The following is a 14054-nucleotide window of genomic DNA, read 5'->3' on the forward strand; positions in this document are numbered from 1 at the left end:
CATCAATAATCATTCAGAATATTAATCCCCAATCCAATCACCCACTGGCGTTGTCTGGGTACAAACTCTCTACCCAGTAGCTGACTCAGGCTCTCTCCTGTTTTGCTGAGACCAAATTCATAATTGATATCCAGCACAAAGCGGTCAAAGTCTCCTCCTATGCCGAAGTGCCACATCATATTGGAGCGGTTATAATCATCAGACACCTTTTCCACGTCATTGAGAAATGAGCGCTGTCCTGACAACAGAAAACTGAATGTAGGCCCCATCTGCAGCCTGAGGTTTCCAACCCGATAGCCAATATCCAAAGGCAGTTCCAATGTGTTGAATTCGAAATCCGCTCTCGGGTTAAAACCCTGAACCCCCTGGTAATCCACAAATACCAGATCGGTCTTGACTTTCGACATCAAAACTGAGGATTGTACAAAAACGCCTTCCACATTCACCCTGAAGAAACCACCAAACTGATAGCCTACTTCGGAGCTTCCTTCGGAAAGGTCAATCTCATTGCTGTCGAGGGTCATCTTGGCTGTCACCAATTTCACGATGGGGCCGGCCTGAAAGAAACGGCCATACTGCTCCTGCGACCAAAGCGGTGGACAGAGGAGAGTGAATAGTGATATGAAAACGACAGCCTTTTTCATTTTCAGACCGGAATATGAAAATGTTTTTTAGTTTCGCAGCAAGTTAATTTTAAAATATCAGATGAGCTTACAAGAATCTTTCGAAAATGCCGTCAAATCGGCTCATTCCCTATCGGAAAGACCTTCAAATGAAGACCTCCTCAAAATTTACAGCCTTTACAAGCAAGCCACTGAGGGAGATAATCAGGAAGAACCACCTTCTGGCTTCGACTTTAAGGCAGCTGCAAAACACAATGCCTGGAAAAAATTAAGCGGCCTCAGTAAGGACGAAGCAATGACGCAATATATTGACCTTATAGAGCAACTTAAGTCCGCTTAACACAGTCTTTCGACTAAATAAACGTTTGCACGCGTTAACCTTATTTTAGAATTCACAATTGCAATTTTCTTTGCATATTGCGCATTGGTTTTAAAACTCAAATATTACAACAATGGGATTATTCAGTTTTGGTAAGAAGAAAAAGAAAAAGCCGGCCAGATCGTGTGATTTAGAAGGATCACTACTGGAATTTGGAGAAGGCTACTTGCTTACCTCAGCACAAATTATCAAATCGAAACGTTTCTGGGATAATAAAATGGTTGAGCCTGAAACACTGGCTTATTCTAAAGCGCACTTCGAAAGAAATGACGAGATGGGTACAAAAATGCGTACCATGATTTTCCAGAAATACAGCTCACAAGAAAAGCCTTGGTTAGTCGGTGATGGTCAGGTCAGCCAGTTCGAAATCGATAAAAATCAGGCCAGAGAGTACGCTCAACAATGGTGGGAATCTGAATTCACTTTCACTCCGCCACAAGCTGGCGCAGCAGATAAAATTCTGAGTGATGAAGAATTTCAGGAATGGAAAGACTACGCTATCATGAAAGCAGGTGAGTCTCAACTCAAGAAAATCGGATAATATCTATCGAATGAAAATATAGAAGCCACTGAAAAGTGGCTTTTTTGTTTTTAGCGATTTGATCAATGCTCCTCTGCTGTCTGAGTGTTTAACTAACAGCGTCCTACAGAGTCGTTATTCTGAATTCTTTTCAGAATCAGTGAGTTAACTCTTCAAACCTGTAAAGCTCCACATGAGTCCCTCCTACTCTGACCAGCCTGAGCTGAGCAGTTCCGGCCATCTCCTTTAGCCTTTCCAGATTATTAAAGTCATCGTAGCGCTTATTCAGAAAAGGTGGGTTGACGAGCAAGTAATCACCAGCCCCCGGCTTCCTTCCTTCAAGTTCCGAAAACCAGATGTATTCGTCATCAGTCGGCTTCAGACCATAGAAGTAACCGTACCCATACGATACAAGGCCATCGGTGAAGACGACTACCTCTTCCTCCTGATTGACTAAGTCTGTCTTGACAATAGACTGAAGCTCTTCAAAGTTTCGGTCACCAGCATGCCAGATCTTATAAATAGGGATGAGCAGTAACAGGGCTAATAAGTACCTGACTTTAGAATACCTGACAGCAGTCAGGAGTGGCGTCTTGGTCCAGTAAGTACCTCCGGCCATCAGTAAAATGGGGATCAGGAAGGTAATGTGTCTGGTATCAACCGGCATAGGACTGTAATATTTCCAGTTGGTACTCATCAACCACCAGGTAGCGAGGATTACCAACATGGCCAGTGGCCAGAGTTTTTCCGGATCATTAAGTTTCCACCCACCACTCCTAAGCGTAAAAAGAGAAGGTAAGGCAAAGAGCAAAGGGATAAAAAAGCCGCCACGGGTAAAGCCTAAAAGGGGCAGGTAAGTCAACCGTTTCAGCAGCGTAATATCATCCTTATCGAAAAAGGTCTTGACAGATGCTTCATGGTTATCAGAGATATTGCTGAAGCGATAGAAGAAATCACCATAGAGCTCCTGATACCAAAAGCCATTCACCAGCACAAAGAATACCAGTAGCACCACGGTAATCAGCCAATAGCTCTTGTTGGTTTTTTTCAACCAGAAATCATTGATGAAAAGAAAGAGAAATAATGGCCCAACCAATATGACCGTCATCTTGGTGAGGAAAGCCAGGAATATACCGGTCGCAGTGAAAAGCCCTAACAATCGAATATCTCCCTCTCTCCTGTTAGCCCGATCATAGGCTACCAATGCTCCAAAGAGGAACAACATCATAGGCATTTCAGGAAACAGGTGAGTGATAAAGGTGATGACGTGATAATCACAAACAAAGAATGTGGCGGCCAAAACGCCAATCCAGTGATGGTATAGCTGTCCCAGCCAAAGCAACAAATTGAGCACGATAATGCCACATATAAGCGGATAAACAGCCATGCTGAATTCGTTAATTCCCAACACATCAATGATCCAGGCTACGGGATAAAGCAGGGCCACCCGACTCGTAAAGTGGTTTTGGCTGACCTGAAAAGTGCCTTGATTAATCTCATTGGCGAAATTGAGATAGGAATAATCATCCCAGAAGGCCAGACCATCATTGGCCAGGTACCAGACCAGCAGGAATATCAGATTGGCCAGCAGACCGAATGTATTGTAACGCCTTTGATCAAAGAATTTCTGATGAGTCATTGCAACGAATATAGTTGATTAGAGAAATTCTCTTTCTATTTTCGCAATAAGCTATGCAGCTATTTTATCAGCCGGAACTTATTCAAGGAGCTAATTATCTCGACCCTGAGGAGTCGAGACATGCTATTAAAGTGTTGCGCAAACAACAGGGAGACACAATCGATCTGATTGATGGAGCAGGGACTTTTTACAAGGCTGAGATTACTGAAGCCAACTTCAAAAAGTGCCAGTTCAGCATCACTGACCAGCAAAGTGAACCGAAAAGAGATGGCTTAAGACACCTGGCCATCGCCCCTACCAAGAACCTGGACCGCACTGAATGGTTGGTAGAAAAAGCTGTGGAAATTGGTGTTGACCGAATCAGCTTTCTGCATTGCCAGAACTCTGAGAGAACCGTCCTAAAAATAGACAGGTTGATCAAAAAGGCCATTAGTGCTATGAAGCAGTCCATCAAAGCTACGCTGCCTCAGATCGATGAAATGGTCAAACTCAAGTCTTTCCTTCAACAGTGCGAAACCCGGTCAAAGTTTATCGCTTATGTAGATTTCGATAATCCCAGACAACTCAAGGACTGCCTCAGTTCGGGACAAGAGTCTGTTGTATTAATTGGACCGGAAGGTGACTTTGATCCTGCCGAATTACAAATGGCAGAGGAAGCAGGTTTTGTCAAGGTGAGTCTTGGAGAGAGTCGGCTGAGAACAGAAACTGCCGGACTGGCTGCTGTGCATATCTTAAATTTATTTAGCTAATTGCCCTATGGCCCTTAATTATATCTGGATTGGTTTCTTTGTTATTGCCTTCATTGTCGCACTACTGAAGCTTGTGTTTCTGGGTGATACTGAAGTATTCCCTGCCATGCTCCAAAGCACCTTCGATATGGCAAAAACCGGTTTTGAGATTTCATTAGGTCTTACCGGAGCTTTGACCCTGTGGATGGGCATTATGAAGATTGGCGAAAAAGGTGGCGTAGTGAATATCATGTCCAGAGCTATTAGTCCCCTGTTCACTCGAATATTCCCCGAAGTCCCGAAGAACCATCCTGTGTTTGGCCCCATGCTGATGAATTTCTCAATGAACTTTCTGGGTCTGGATAATGCTGCTACTCCGATGGGACTTAAGACCATGGAGGGTTTACAAGAGCTCAATCCTGAAAAATCAAAGGCCTCTAATGCACAGATCATGTTTCTGGTACTCAATACCAGCGGGCTGACACTTATCCCTGTTTCAATTATGGCCTACAGAGCGGCCAATGGTGCCGCCAACCCGGCCGATATCTTTATCCCCATCTTACTCGCGACCTATTTCTCAACCCTGGCGGGATTAATCACGGTGTCTCTATTCCAAAAAATCAACCTGCTCAATCGGGTTGTACTGTCCTATTTGGGTACATTGACCATAGTAGTGCTTGCCGCTCTCTGGTACTTCAGCTCTATTCCACAGGAACAGGTGACTGTAATCTCCAATGTGCTGGCGTCCATGATCCTTCTTGGTATTGTCATCAGCTTCATATTGATGGCCGCCAGAAATAAGGTCAATGTATATGATGCGCTCATAGAAGGCGGCAAGGATGGATTCAAAGTAGCCATTAAGATCATCCCCTATCTGGTGGCCATTTTGGTGGCCATCGGAGTTTTCAGAACTTCGGGCACCCTGGAATATATCAATGATGGATTCAGATGGGTTTTCCAGGCACTTGGCATGAATACTGAGTTTGTAGATGCCTTACCTGTAGCCTGGATGAAGCCTCTAAGTGGTTCGGGGGCCAGAGCTGCCATGTTAGATGTTTTCGCTAATCCCGAACTGGGTGTTGATTCATTCGCGGGCAAAGTAGCATCTGTGCTACAAGGCTCAACAGAAACCACATTCTATGTATTGGCAGTGTATTTTGGGGCAGTCAAGATCAAAAACACCCGATATGCTGCCGGAGCAGGTCTTGCAGCTGACTTTGCCGGAATCATTGCTGCCATAATCATCTCCTACATCTTTTTCTATTAATAAATTCGAACCTCTAAATAGTTTTTAGAGTTAAACCAGCATTCAAACAATCAAACCAATGAAGAAACTCATACTACTCGTTTGCCTGATCAGTTCTATTTCTGTCAGTGCCCAGAATTTTCCAGCCCTTGATGCCAGTCCAATGGATGTGGCCTATTTCCCAAGCGGCCTACCTTTATTTGAATTAAGAAATACTCCGGCTCAAGAGCCTAAAATTAAAGTTTACTACAGCCGCCCTCAATTGAAAGGCAGAGAAATGCTTGGTAAAGAAGCAGCTCCTTTCGGTAAAGTTTGGAGAATGGGTGCTAATGAAGCTACCGAGATTACTTTCTATCAGGATGTCACTTTCGGTGATGCTAAAGTGAAAGCAGGTACTTACGTATTGTTCGCCATTCCTAATGAAAACGAATGGGAATTTATACTAAGCTCCAAGCTAAACACCTGGGGTAATTACACTACCAAGGAAGATGCTTTTGTAGCCAGAGCAAAAGGTAAAACCAAAAGCGTTGAAAATCCGATTGAAGCACTCTCTATTATGTTTGCTGAAACCAGTGGTGGAGCTGATATGATGGTTGGATGGGAAAACACCATTGCTACCCTGCCAATCAAGTTCTGATTCTAGTTAAACACGATACAAACCCCATGCTAACACATGGGGTTTTTTATTGCTCTAAATTGTAATTACCACTCAAATGATATGATGTTTTTATAAAGCAATAAAGCCTATATTATTGAACGTCAAACAAAGCGACTATGAAAAAATACTACCTACTGATTCTGCTGCTTTGTATAGGTAGCCTGAGTTTTGCTCAGGAACACAAAGCCAACTTCAAAGCAGCTGAAAAATTCAAGGCATCGAACATCCAGAAGATGCTAAAAAGTACACGTGTGAGCCCGAGGTGGTTCAAAGACAGTGACAAATTCTGGTACACTTACACCACAACCAATGGCAAGAATTTCTACATCGTAGATCCTGCCAGAAAGTCTAAAAGCCTAATGTTCGACAGCAAGGACTTTGCTGCACAATTGAGCGAACTCACCAGAAAGCCATGGAATCATCGTGATCTGGACCTGAAAGGTCTCGAACTGGAAGATGATAACAGAACCCTTACTTTCATGATCGACAGTATCGATTATCACTTCGACCTGACTTCAAAAATGATCACTAAGGGTGATTCTACTGAAAAAGCACCCAAGAGAAACAACTGGGCTACTTACTCTCCTGACTCTACCTGGATTTCTTTCGCTAAGAACCACAACCTCTTCTTAATGAAAGCCGATGATACTGACTCTACTGAGATCCAATTGACGGAAGATGGTGAAAGATGGTTTAGCTATGCCTGGGATCAGGGTGATACTGCTAAAGACAAAAGACAAAGAGCCCGCGCCAGATGGTTCGAAGACGAGAGCAAAATGTACGTAAATCGTTCAGACTCAAGAAAAGTCGGAGAACTCTTCGTCATTGATGAACTAGCCAATCCAAGACCTGAGATTGAAATCTATAAGTATGCCATGCCTGGTGAACAAGAGGTTCCTCAGGAGCAACTGGAAATTTTCGATGTAGCCAGCCGTGAGCGTATGGTACTCGACATCGATAAGTATACCGATCAGACCATTAGTACTTACCTGGCTGGTGACAGCTCAGATAAAATGTTCTTCACCCGAATGAACAGAACTTCTGACTCGCTTGATGTATGCCGTGTGAATACCGCTACTGGTGAGATCACTACCCTGTTCACGGATGTTAACCATCCATACTTTAACTGGAGCTACCAGCAACTGGCCATCCTTAACGAAGGCGAAGAACTGATCTGGTGGTCAGAAAGAACGGGTTGGGGACAGCTATACCTTTATGATGGTAATACAGGAGCTTTGAAAAACAAGATCACCAATGGCGGATACTTTGTAACCGGTCAGATTCAGCAAATTGATACCGTAGGCCGCAAGGTTTATTTCGAAGCCAGAGGCAGAGAAGCAGGAATTGACCCTTACTATGCCTTAATGTATAAGGCTAACTTCGATGGCAGTGGCTTCAAGGCCATTAGTACTGAGCCGGCTAACCACTTCATGAACATGTCAGAATCTGCTAAATACTATGTAGACAATTATTCCGCAGTAGACATGGTCCCTCAGTCTGTTTTGAAAGACAATGAAGGTAATGTCATTATGAAACTGGAAGAGGCTGATCTGTCATTGCTCTACCAGGCAGGCTGGAAAATGCCGGAGAGATTTACGGTGAAAGCAGACGATGGCATCACCGACCTCTATGGTGTAATGTATAAGCCTTTCGATTTTGATTCAACCAGAAAATACCCCGTCATCTCTTATGTGTATCCGGGTCCTCAGACAGAGTCTTTTGTCAACGACTTTACCACTACGGGTAGATATAACACTGCTTTGGCTCAGTTAGGCTTTATTGTAGTCTCTATGGGACACAGAGGTGGTAGCCCAATGAGAGATAAGTATTACCATACATTTGGTTATCAGAACCTGAGAGACTACGCATTAGCTGATGACAAGCGATCATTGGAGCAATTAGCCGAAAGACACAGCTTCATTGATATCGATCATGTAGGAATCTTCGGTCACTCTGGTGGTGGATTTATGTCGACCGCAGCCCTCCTTTCTACCCTAACTTCTACGATGCAGCAGCTTCTTCTGCAGGTAACCACGACAACAACATCTATAACAAATGGTGGAGTGAAACACACAATGGTGTGAAAAGAGTGGACAAGAAGAAAAAGGATGAGGAAGGTAATGAGTATACAGAGACCACCTGGAATGCTAAAATCAAGACTAACCCCGATCTGGCTAAAAACCTGAAAGGTCACCTGCTATTGACTCACGGAACAAGAGATAACAACGTGCACCCTGGTAACTCACTGAGAGTAGCCAACGAACTAATGAAGGCCGGTAAGCGATTCGATTATATGCCTATCCCTGGTTCAAGACACGGTTATGGAAGTTTCAGAGACTATTACGAGCAAATGATGTGGTACTTCTTTGCAGAGCACCTGTTGGGAGATTATCGCAACAATGTAGATATGGATTTGCCTGACGGCAATTAATCATATTGAGTAAAACAAAGAGGCTGTTTTAAAAAGCTAACCCAGCGTCACCCTGAACTCGTTTCAGGGTCTCTGCTTAGTTTAATCCAGAGAGATTCTGAAATAAATTCAGAATGACGAATCCGGAGCTTTTTAAAACAGCCTCTTTTTATGTTTTCTGATTTCTAGTCAATTACATTGACAGTAATGGTTTTGCTCCAGGCTTCACCATAAGACTGGTGTAATCCATTGGCAAACTGAAGGGTCAGGGTATGCTTACCGGGAGTTAACTCAATAGTAGCTTCTGTTTGACCTTTACCGTAGTGAATATGTGTTTTATCGGCAGGGATAGTCTCTCCGGTTTTCATGAAACCACCATCAATAATAATATGGTGATGCCCTTTTCCTTTATGCACCTCTCCTGCGGGCTCAACATCCATTCCTTTTACACCCATCTCAACCAACACGGTTGAAGATACCTCCTGTCCATCTGTTAGGTTCTCGAAATAAACTCCGTCAGATGAGCCACATGAAGCGGTAAAAAGTGCTAGAAGTATGATTAATGAATAGTTTCTCAAAAGTTTCATAGGGTAAAATATTTTTTGGTTGCTCTAATTTAGGCACTATGTCCAGTAGCATAACAACTCTATTTGATGAAGGTTCATTAAATTATTTAATCAGTCAGCGATTTGTTCGCCCGGCTGCTGAGAGCCTGGTCAGAGGTAGTTATTCCATTGGCTATGTAACCAAAATTACCTTTCAGATTTATTGAATGAACTTAGTTACTGGCTATATTGTCTGTTAAGCATGAAAAAGCCAAAAATTTCCAAGCCTTCTAAGAGAGACATTATTGAACTCTCGGTTATTATCGCCCTGTTTGCAGTTATCTATCTCACTGGCTCTCAGGCTGAAGTCTTCGGAAAGGTACAACAGGCTGTACTCTCTACGGGTATTATGAATGCCGGAGAACTGGACGAATCTGTTCAGATACCCGCCAACTTCGATTTCAAGCTTTATGATGAATCGGGAGCTATTGTGGATGCTCAAAGCCTGAAAGACAAAACCATCTTCATGAATATCTGGGCTACCTGGTGTCCTCCCTGTGTTGCGGAAATGCCCGGTATTAACAAGCTTTACAATAAGCTGAAGGATAATGATCAGGTGGTTTTTTTGATGATCTCTGAAGACAAGGAGTTTCAAAAGGCCATCGACTGGGTAGAAAAGAAAGACTTCGACTTCCCTGTCTACCAATTGGCCACCAGACTTCCTCAGGAATACGAAACCAATGTGGTACCCACTACTGTGGTGATAGTAGATGGCAAAGTGGTGGTGAAAAAAGCAGGTATGGCTAACTACAATACCCGTAGATTCAGAAAACTTCTGGAGGGAGAATAAAGAAAAAGCCGGACCGTAAGTCCGACTTTAAAGGATAAAACAACTCAACCATCTAGTCCTTTACTAACCATCTTCTCCGTCACTGTCGTCATCGTCATCACTATCCTCATCCTCATCACAGTCACCATCATGCTCATGGTAGGCTTTCTCTTCAACAAAAACACCATCTGTATCAAAGATCAAAGCCACATTAGTATCTAGTACCACACCATACTGACCATCTGCATCAGTACCGGCTTTCAATATGTTAGCATCAGGATAGTTTTCTGCAATGTAATCTGTGATAGCCGCTGGAAGATCAGCAATATCTATAGCCGTCCAGCGATCATCGGCATGACGTCTGTCTCTGTCATGGTCTCTTCCGTCTCTGTCTCCTCTTGTTCTCTCCTCCAGAAAGTTTCCATCAGCATCAAAGATCAGCACCGGGCCGTTTTCCAGTTTCACATGGTAATTCCCGTCTGCATCTATTCCGGCCTTATCAATTACCTCATCAGGATAATTCTCTGCGATGTAATCTGTAATAGCGGCCGGAAGATCGGCAGCATCAATCTCAGTCAGATCGTCATGACGGTGTCCACGACCTTTTCTGGCGTTCTCAATCGCTTCCACAAAAGCCCCTGCATTGTCGAATCTCACAGCAGTTCCGCCTTCCAGCAATACGACATAACCACCATTCTCATCGACCCAGGCATGGTCAATTTCATCATCACCATAATTATCTGCGATATAGTCCAATACAGACTGTGGCAGATCTGCCTCTTCAATTTCTGTCCATGCACTCACATTCGAATTGGAAAACGCGGCAGTATCAATGCTGCTCGCAGCTTCGGCCGCTACACTGGCTTCATCAACCAGATCAGGCGAAACATCTTCATTGTCACATGAACTAAAGATGGTAACCGTTGCCACCATCAGAGTTAGAAATAGGTTCTTTACGTTCTTCATTGTTTTAAAAAATTAGGTTTCAAATTCAGATTCTTGAATCCTTAGTTTTGAGGTTTGTCCTTAAATACTGAGGGGGAAAGATTACCCTACCCCCTCTCAAAAAATCAACTGAAAATTCTTAACTGATTACCATTTTGGCTGGTCTGAAAGACCTGCAGACCATTGCTGGCCTCACTATTCAACCCTGTGCCGCTCAATGTAAACTGTGCTCCATGCTCTGAGCAATACCAGCGATCATTCCTCAAGCGGATTAGTTTCCTCGGCTCATGAGAACAGGTTCTGGTAGCAGCCACTAATTCTCCCGAAGCAGTTCGGGCCACTACTACCTGATTATCGATCACTACATAGCTACCGTTGTTTTGCAAACTCGCATAATTGGAATCTGTCAGGTCAATCGTCATATCCAGATCACTAATCACAGGACTGGTATCGGAGGCTCCCATACATCCCCCCAGGCAACCAACGGTTAAGGCCAGCACAGCTCCACCACCGAACTGTTTTAAAAACTCTTTTCTGTTCATGATAATTTGGGTTAAAAAGTAAAATTCATTCCAAAGCTGATGATGTTCGATGCCAGACCGGTGGACCGCGTATAGTGTCCATACTTGAGATTGATTTCCTTCAGCGTCAGCAACCTCGATGAACCGAAGAATTTCATTGTACGAATACCCTCTACTGGTGAATAGCGTAACCCAAATCCATAATCGTGGCTATCTAACTGAGCCAGGTCATAGTCAGAGGTATAAAATTCGGAAGCCGTATCGTGCTCCTGGTATCCGGCAAAATAGTCAGCCGCGGTTTGGGTGTGGTATCGGTAGTATGGATAAATGGAAAAGAACCGGTTAATCTTCACTGGCAGCTCTAAGGAGGCCGTATGAGCATTAATCCCCCAGTTATCCCAGTAATAGCGATAATAAGCCCTGATTAGCAAGAGGTCATTGACATAGTAGTTAAACCTTAGCCCTAAAGGTATCTTCAATCGCTCAGCTGGAAGTCTTTCTACTCTCACCGTGCTCTGATCGTTAAAATATACCCTGTGAAAAGGGGTAGAAAGCAGGCCAGTCTGTTTCACCCAGTCAGCCGTAAGACCAATTTGCATGCGCTTGTTAAGCACCTGAGTAATGCTTCCTGTCAGGCTATAAGAGCGCCTCTGGTCCGTATCGGCCCAGTTCTGATTGCGTAGTTCCTGAGGATAAATCAAAGTCCATCTGTCAATAAAGGCCTGACCGGATAAACCATAGCTGGTATTTCCACTGGCCGAGATCTTCGATACATAACCGGAAAACTGTAAAGAGGCATAATCATACTCTCCTGAACCACCCACCTTAACACCATAGGTCAGATTATTGTCTGACTTTCTGGAATAGCCGATATTCCCATGTATTCTGACATCCTTTCTGGAAGCTGACGATACAAATTGGTCGATATTATCAGTAGAAGCGGAGGTATAGTAGTCAAAGCCTCCATCAATGGAGACGGTCTGCTTTTCATCCAGCACCAGGTTGACAATAATCTTGGAGGTATAATCTGTCAGTTTCTCCGTTCCTATCCCACCGGTTACCGGAGAATTATTCCCATCCTGCCCATAATAGCTGAACAGAATGCTTAAATCGGACTCCTGAACCTTAGCGATTTTGTAGGCCGATGTATCTCTCTTGGTCGGATTACTCTGGCTTTGTGCCATTACTCCAACGGAAGAGATTAATAGCAGTGCAAAAATTAAGATACGCATCAGTTGCAACCGCAGCCTCCCCCTACTTTACCACCATTGGCACCAGAGGCGCCTTCCCGATACGATTGAAAGTTGTTACAGAAGTAATCGAGCGCTCGGGCTGATAATTCCATTTCTGCATCATTTAAATAGACCTTCTGATATGCCTTCACCGGGGAACAGGCATTGGAGGCGAGGATAACGACAACTACTCCTAAGATTAGCAGTAACTTCTTCATGACTTATTATTTAAGGTTAGATTTTGAGATGTTTTGATTTGATCCTGATCCGTGATAATCAGGCATTCCACTCCCGGAAGTTGATTCACCAGTTCAAGTCCCTGATCAACGCCCAGCACAAAGACTGAGGTAGACAAGGCATCGGCCAGTTCAGGGTTAGCGGTTATAATGGTGACGCTTTTAATACCCGTGGTCGGATAGCCGGTTCGGGGATCAATGATATGGGCATATCGCTTATTATCGAACATAACATAGCGCTCATAGTCGCCCGATGTTACCACCGAAGTGTTTTCTACCTGTAGCCAGGATAAGACCTGTTGGATGTTCTTCGGGTCGGCAATGCCCACTTCAAAGACCTGCCCCCTTTCATCATGTCCCCAGGCAATCAAGTCTCCGGATGCATTAACCACACCGTTTTTAATCCCCAAAGAACTCATTACCTCCTTGGCCTTCTGGGCCGCATAGCCCTTGCCAATGGCACCGAAGCCAATCTTCATGCCTTTGTCCTTCAGCAAAACTGTTCTCTCAGCTTCATTGAGTATGATCTTGTGGTAGTCGATTCTGGACGCTGCCAATGCGACTGTTTCTGCATCTGGCATTTCCTTCATACTGCCATCGAACTTCCAGATACGGTCCATGGAAGCGTAAGAGATATCAAAGGCACCATCGGTGATTTTAGAGATTTGTATCGCTCTCTTGATTAGGTCGAATAACTCCTGATCTACCTGAACAGGAGCCATACCGGCCTGACGAATCACCTCACTGGTTTGAGAATTGGGGTCCCATGAAGAGATGAGTCGCTCTATTCTCTGGATTTCGGCTATACCAGCATTAATGGCATCCCATGCAACCTGAGAATCTTCATGGATAGCCGTAATCTCAAATCGACTCCCCATAAGCTTCAGGACTTTATTATGCCTTTCCAGTTGCTGAGCAAAAAGCCCTGACTGACTGAGGATCAGCATTAAAATCAACAGCCTTTTCATGGTACTATGCTTTTGAAAGACTCTATATATTCTGAAGGACTCTTGCTTTTATCGAAGCCAAAAGTGCCCAGTACCTCTCCTTTCTCATTGATGAAGAGTGCTAATGGAAATTCGCCATTGGGATTGTACTTTTCTGCCAATGCTTCGTTTTTAGCCGTTTGCTCTTCAGGCAGCCTGTTTTTCTTTTTATAGGGAAAGTCTGCCTTGAGTAATACCAGGTGCTCGCGCGCATAGGCGTTGAATTCTTCACTTTCGAACAATTGCTGATGTAGTTGAATACAAGGCTTACACCAGTCAGAACCGGAAAAGACCAGCAAAAGAGTCTTATGTTCTTCGGATGCTATGTTTTGAGATTCCTTATAATCATAATGCCAATCGGGACCGGCCAGGAAAATAAGGCTTAGGGTTAAGCTTAATATGTAATTCATTTTCTTGGTGTTTGGCTCTGAATACGGCCCGACACATGATACCCCACCCCCGGCTAATATTTTATCTGCTCATCTTTTCCGGTTATCGTCATTTCCATGTCATTCATCTTAAAAGCCACCACATGAACCTAAAAGCAGGCAGATTTG

The 14054-nt window shown here is 43.9% G+C and carries 17 protein-coding genes; 8 read left to right on the forward strand and 9 right to left on the reverse strand.

Features of this window, described 5'->3' with window-relative positions; genetic code table 11:
* Positions 1 to 2: 2 nt before the first annotated feature.
* The gene (locus ACOOEY_RS00995; RefSeq protein ID WP_420386798.1) at positions 3 to 644 is read right to left on the reverse strand and encodes a porin family protein; all 642 of its coding nucleotides are present in this window, start codon (positions 642 to 644) and stop codon (positions 3 to 5) included.
* Between the two features lie 61 nt (positions 645 to 705).
* Between ACOOEY_RS00995 and ACOOEY_RS01000 the strand changes: the two genes are divergently transcribed.
* Together ACOOEY_RS01000 and ACOOEY_RS01005 are read left to right on the forward strand one after the other, a co-directional pair.
* Complete coding sequence (locus ACOOEY_RS01000) at positions 706 to 963, forward strand: acyl-CoA-binding protein (protein WP_420386799.1); 258 nt, start codon at positions 706 to 708, stop codon at positions 961 to 963.
* A gap of 112 nt (positions 964 to 1075) precedes the next feature.
* The gene (locus ACOOEY_RS01005; protein WP_420386800.1) at positions 1076 to 1543 is read left to right on the forward strand and encodes a hypothetical protein; all 468 of its coding nucleotides are present in this window, start codon (positions 1076 to 1078) and stop codon (positions 1541 to 1543) included.
* 136 nt (positions 1544 to 1679) lie between these two features.
* Here ACOOEY_RS01005 and ACOOEY_RS01010 read toward each other — a convergent pair whose 3' ends face one another.
* Positions 1680 to 3161, reverse strand: a complete 1482-nt coding sequence (locus ACOOEY_RS01010; RefSeq protein WP_420386801.1) for an ArnT family glycosyltransferase — start codon at positions 3159 to 3161, stop codon at positions 1680 to 1682.
* A 53-nt stretch (positions 3162 to 3214) separates the two neighbouring features.
* Here ACOOEY_RS01010 and ACOOEY_RS01015 point away from each other — a divergent pair, with 53 nt between their 5' ends.
* The 5 genes from ACOOEY_RS01015 (at position 3215) to ACOOEY_RS01035 (ending at position 8224) form a co-directional block, all read left to right on the forward strand.
* Positions 3215 to 3910, forward strand: coding sequence for a 16S rRNA (uracil(1498)-N(3))-methyltransferase (locus ACOOEY_RS01015; RefSeq protein ID WP_420386802.1), 696 nt, complete (start codon positions 3215 to 3217; stop codon positions 3908 to 3910).
* Positions 3911 to 3917: 7 nt separating this feature from the next.
* Positions 3918 to 5156 (forward strand): nucleoside recognition domain-containing protein, encoded by a 1239-nt coding sequence (locus ACOOEY_RS01020; protein WP_420386803.1) that lies wholly within the window; start codon positions 3918 to 3920, stop codon positions 5154 to 5156.
* A gap of 58 nt (positions 5157 to 5214) precedes the next feature.
* The gene (locus ACOOEY_RS01025; protein WP_420386804.1) at positions 5215 to 5772 is read left to right on the forward strand and encodes a DUF2911 domain-containing protein; all 558 of its coding nucleotides are present in this window, start codon (positions 5215 to 5217) and stop codon (positions 5770 to 5772) included.
* A gap of 137 nt (positions 5773 to 5909) precedes the next feature.
* Positions 5910 to 7877 carry a DPP IV N-terminal domain-containing protein gene (locus tag ACOOEY_RS01030; protein WP_420386805.1) on the forward strand — a complete coding sequence of 656 codons (1968 nt, stop codon included), beginning with the start codon at positions 5910 to 5912 and terminating at the stop codon, positions 7875 to 7877.
* A complete protein-coding gene (locus ACOOEY_RS01035; protein WP_420388625.1) occupies positions 7838 to 8224 on the forward strand; it encodes an alpha/beta hydrolase family protein in 387 nt (128 codons plus the stop codon). The genes ACOOEY_RS01030 and ACOOEY_RS01035 overlap by 40 nt, the downstream gene beginning before the upstream one ends.
* Before the next feature lie 164 nt (positions 8225 to 8388).
* Here ACOOEY_RS01035 and ACOOEY_RS01040 read toward each other — a convergent pair whose 3' ends face one another.
* Positions 8389 to 8790, reverse strand: a complete 402-nt coding sequence (locus ACOOEY_RS01040) for a DUF4399 domain-containing protein (RefSeq protein WP_420386806.1) — start codon at positions 8788 to 8790, stop codon at positions 8389 to 8391.
* Positions 8791 to 9010: 220 nt separating this feature from the next.
* Between ACOOEY_RS01040 and ACOOEY_RS01045 the strand changes: the two genes are divergently transcribed.
* Positions 9011 to 9598 (forward strand): TlpA family protein disulfide reductase, encoded by a 588-nt coding sequence (locus tag ACOOEY_RS01045; protein WP_420386807.1) that lies wholly within the window; start codon positions 9011 to 9013, stop codon positions 9596 to 9598.
* A gap of 63 nt (positions 9599 to 9661) precedes the next feature.
* Here the strand turns inward: ACOOEY_RS01045 and ACOOEY_RS01050 are convergent, their stop codons facing one another.
* The 6 genes from ACOOEY_RS01050 to ACOOEY_RS01075 all read right to left on the reverse strand — a co-directional run bounded on the left by ACOOEY_RS01050 (position 9662) and on the right by ACOOEY_RS01075 (position 13907).
* Positions 9662 to 10543: a PepSY-like domain-containing protein gene (locus ACOOEY_RS01050; RefSeq protein WP_420386808.1), complete on the reverse strand. Its 882-nt coding sequence runs from the start codon at positions 10541 to 10543 to the stop codon at positions 9662 to 9664.
* 104 nt (positions 10544 to 10647) lie between these two features.
* Positions 10648 to 11064: a Rieske (2Fe-2S) protein gene (locus tag ACOOEY_RS01055; RefSeq protein ID WP_420386809.1), complete on the reverse strand. Its 417-nt coding sequence runs from the start codon at positions 11062 to 11064 to the stop codon at positions 10648 to 10650.
* An 11-nt stretch (positions 11065 to 11075) separates the two neighbouring features.
* Positions 11076 to 12275 carry a DUF3570 domain-containing protein gene (locus ACOOEY_RS01060; protein ID WP_420386810.1) on the reverse strand — a complete coding sequence of 400 codons (1200 nt, stop codon included), beginning with the start codon at positions 12273 to 12275 and terminating at the stop codon, positions 11076 to 11078.
* Positions 12275 to 12493, reverse strand: a complete 219-nt coding sequence (locus ACOOEY_RS01065; RefSeq protein ID WP_420386811.1) for a DUF4266 domain-containing protein — start codon at positions 12491 to 12493, stop codon at positions 12275 to 12277. Before ACOOEY_RS01065 ends, ACOOEY_RS01060 begins: the two co-directional genes overlap by 1 nt.
* Complete coding sequence (locus tag ACOOEY_RS01070; RefSeq protein WP_420386812.1) at positions 12490 to 13479, reverse strand: FAD:protein FMN transferase; 990 nt, start codon at positions 13477 to 13479, stop codon at positions 12490 to 12492. Before ACOOEY_RS01070 ends, ACOOEY_RS01065 begins: the two co-directional genes overlap by 4 nt.
* A complete protein-coding gene (locus ACOOEY_RS01075; RefSeq protein ID WP_420386813.1) occupies positions 13476 to 13907 on the reverse strand; it encodes a thioredoxin family protein in 432 nt (143 codons plus the stop codon). Before ACOOEY_RS01075 ends, ACOOEY_RS01070 begins: the two co-directional genes overlap by 4 nt.
* Positions 13908 to 14054: the final 147 nt, after the last annotated feature.

Origin of the sequence: Roseivirga sp. (assembly GCF_965216855.1) — a bacterium.
In the GTDB taxonomy this organism is placed as follows: domain Bacteria; phylum Bacteroidota; class Bacteroidia; order Cytophagales; family Cyclobacteriaceae; genus Roseivirga.

Coding starts and splice junctions, on each gene's coding strand:
- ACOOEY_RS00995 (WP_420386798.1), bottom strand. CDS start 644: ATGAAAAAGGCTGTCGTTTTCATATCACTATTCACTCTCCTCTGTCCA.
- ACOOEY_RS01000 (WP_420386799.1), top strand. CDS start 706: ATGAGCTTACAAGAATCTTTCGAAAATGCCGTCAAATCGGCTCATTCC.
- ACOOEY_RS01005 (WP_420386800.1), top strand. CDS start 1,076: ATGGGATTATTCAGTTTTGGTAAGAAGAAAAAGAAAAAGCCGGCCAGA.
- ACOOEY_RS01010 (WP_420386801.1), bottom strand. CDS start 3,161: ATGACTCATCAGAAATTCTTTGATCAAAGGCGTTACAATACATTCGGT.
- ACOOEY_RS01015 (WP_420386802.1), top strand. CDS start 3,215: ATGCAGCTATTTTATCAGCCGGAACTTATTCAAGGAGCTAATTATCTC.
- ACOOEY_RS01020 (WP_420386803.1), top strand. CDS start 3,918: ATGGCCCTTAATTATATCTGGATTGGTTTCTTTGTTATTGCCTTCATT.
- ACOOEY_RS01025 (WP_420386804.1), top strand. CDS start 5,215: ATGAAGAAACTCATACTACTCGTTTGCCTGATCAGTTCTATTTCTGTC.
- ACOOEY_RS01030 (WP_420386805.1), top strand. CDS start 5,910: ATGAAAAAATACTACCTACTGATTCTGCTGCTTTGTATAGGTAGCCTG.
- ACOOEY_RS01040 (WP_420386806.1), bottom strand. CDS start 8,790: ATGAAACTTTTGAGAAACTATTCATTAATCATACTTCTAGCACTTTTT.
- ACOOEY_RS01045 (WP_420386807.1), top strand. CDS start 9,011: ATGAAAAAGCCAAAAATTTCCAAGCCTTCTAAGAGAGACATTATTGAA.
- ACOOEY_RS01050 (WP_420386808.1), bottom strand. CDS start 10,543: ATGAAGAACGTAAAGAACCTATTTCTAACTCTGATGGTGGCAACGGTT.
- ACOOEY_RS01055 (WP_420386809.1), bottom strand. CDS start 11,064: ATGAACAGAAAAGAGTTTTTAAAACAGTTCGGTGGTGGAGCTGTGCTG.
- ACOOEY_RS01060 (WP_420386810.1), bottom strand. CDS start 12,275: ATGCGTATCTTAATTTTTGCACTGCTATTAATCTCTTCCGTTGGAGTA.
- ACOOEY_RS01065 (WP_420386811.1), bottom strand. CDS start 12,493: ATGAAGAAGTTACTGCTAATCTTAGGAGTAGTTGTCGTTATCCTCGCC.
- ACOOEY_RS01070 (WP_420386812.1), bottom strand. CDS start 13,479: ATGAAAAGGCTGTTGATTTTAATGCTGATCCTCAGTCAGTCAGGGCTT.
- ACOOEY_RS01075 (WP_420386813.1), bottom strand. CDS start 13,907: ATGAATTACATATTAAGCTTAACCCTAAGCCTTATTTTCCTGGCCGGT.